Origin of the sequence: Streptomyces sp. IBSBF 2435 (genome assembly GCF_036815005.1) — a bacterium.
Classification (GTDB): Bacteria; Actinomycetota; Actinomycetes; order Streptomycetales; family Streptomycetaceae; genus Actinacidiphila.
In genome coordinates this window covers 1-1,248 of sequence record NZ_JAJSYW010000380.1, presented here as the reverse complement: position 1 = coordinate 1,248, position 1,248 = coordinate 1, and the positions used below count along the sequence as shown (strand labels likewise).

Annotated in this window: 2 protein-coding genes; both read right to left on the bottom strand. The window is 71.2% G+C overall.

Annotation, left to right across the window (positions count from 1 at the left end; all coding sequences use genetic code 11):
* The coding region (locus V7E46_RS33545; RefSeq protein ID WP_333771926.1) for an RbsD/FucU domain-containing protein at window positions 1-247 on the bottom strand (247 nt) is incomplete at its 3' end.
* Window positions 248-369: 122 nt separating this feature from the next.
* On the bottom strand, window positions 370-1,248 hold an 879-nt coding region (locus V7E46_RS33540; RefSeq protein ID WP_443054435.1), incomplete at its 5' end, for a chitosanase.

The window sequence follows — 1,248 nt, the reverse complement described above, 5'->3', positions numbered from 1 at the left end:
GTTCGGGCTGGTCGGGGGGCGGGGACATGACGGTGGCGGCCTCGACGGGCACCGCGTCGGTCAGCGCGGCCAGCACCTCGGTGACGAGCAGCCGGTCGGGGGCGAGGTTGAGGTAGACCCGCTCGGCGGCCGGGTTGGCACCCGTGGTGTGCGGGTACTGGCCGTCGCTGATCAGGATTCGGGAGCCGTGGCCCGCGGAGGCCAGGGCCGCCAGAATCGTCGGGTGGGTCAGCTGGTAGCGCAGCATGGGCGGCGGCTCCTCACTCTTCCGGGCACGCAGACATCCGACCTCTGTGCCGTACGCGCGGAGCCTAGCAGCGGCCAGGACGCAGGACGGCGCGTGCGTCCCGGCCGCTGCGAAGGCCGCCGTTAGGGGAGGGTGAGGATCTGGTACGAGTCCCCGTAGGTCTTCCAGCGCAGCGGCGGGTCGAGGTTGAGGTTGCCCGCCTGGAGGAAGGTGCGCTGCTCGGTGTCGACCCTGCTGGTGTCGTCGTGCGCGTCCTCGGTCTTCATCGCGGCCTTGCGGGCGTCGAGGAAGGCGTTGAGGTAGGTGGTCTCGTTGCCGCCCTGCGCCGGGGTCTTGGCCTTCTTCATCGCGGTCTTGCGGATGCCGCCGAAGCTGACGGAGTCGTCGCCGGGGCCGTGCATCACGATCGCGTCGTAGTAGATGAACTGGCCGAGGGTGCCGAGGCCGTCGGACTTGGCCTGGTTCACCGACGGGTTGAAGTAGACGCTGTCGCGCTCGTCGTTCTGCGCCTGCTGGAAGACGGTGTCCTTCGCGGCGGCCTTCCACGCGGTGACGAAGGCGGTGCCGAGGCCGGAGTGCGAGTCGCTGCCGTTGACCTGCTCCAGGGCGGGCAGGTATTTGGCCAGGCCGTTGCCCGGTTCGAGGTCGGTGTAGTGCTGGACCAGTTCCAGCATGTCGCCGGTGCCGGAGCAGAAGCCGATGATGCCGGCGGTGTAGCCGCGCCCGTCGCCGATGTCCTCGATGTACTTGTACTGGGCCTTCCAGTCCAGCGAGGAGTTCTCGGCGGAGGAGACCAGCTCCATCGCGATCTCCTTCTTGTGCGGGTCGGCCAGGCCCGTGCCTGTCGCCGCGGGCGCCGCCGCGTTCGTCCGCTGCTGCGGGGCGACGGCCGCGTTGCCGGTGCCGGCCAGCGCGAGCGACGCGCCGCCGCCGGCCAGGACGCCGACCGCGGCGATCATCGCGATCCGGCGGCTGGGGCGGCGGGCCGGGCGGGGTGCGGC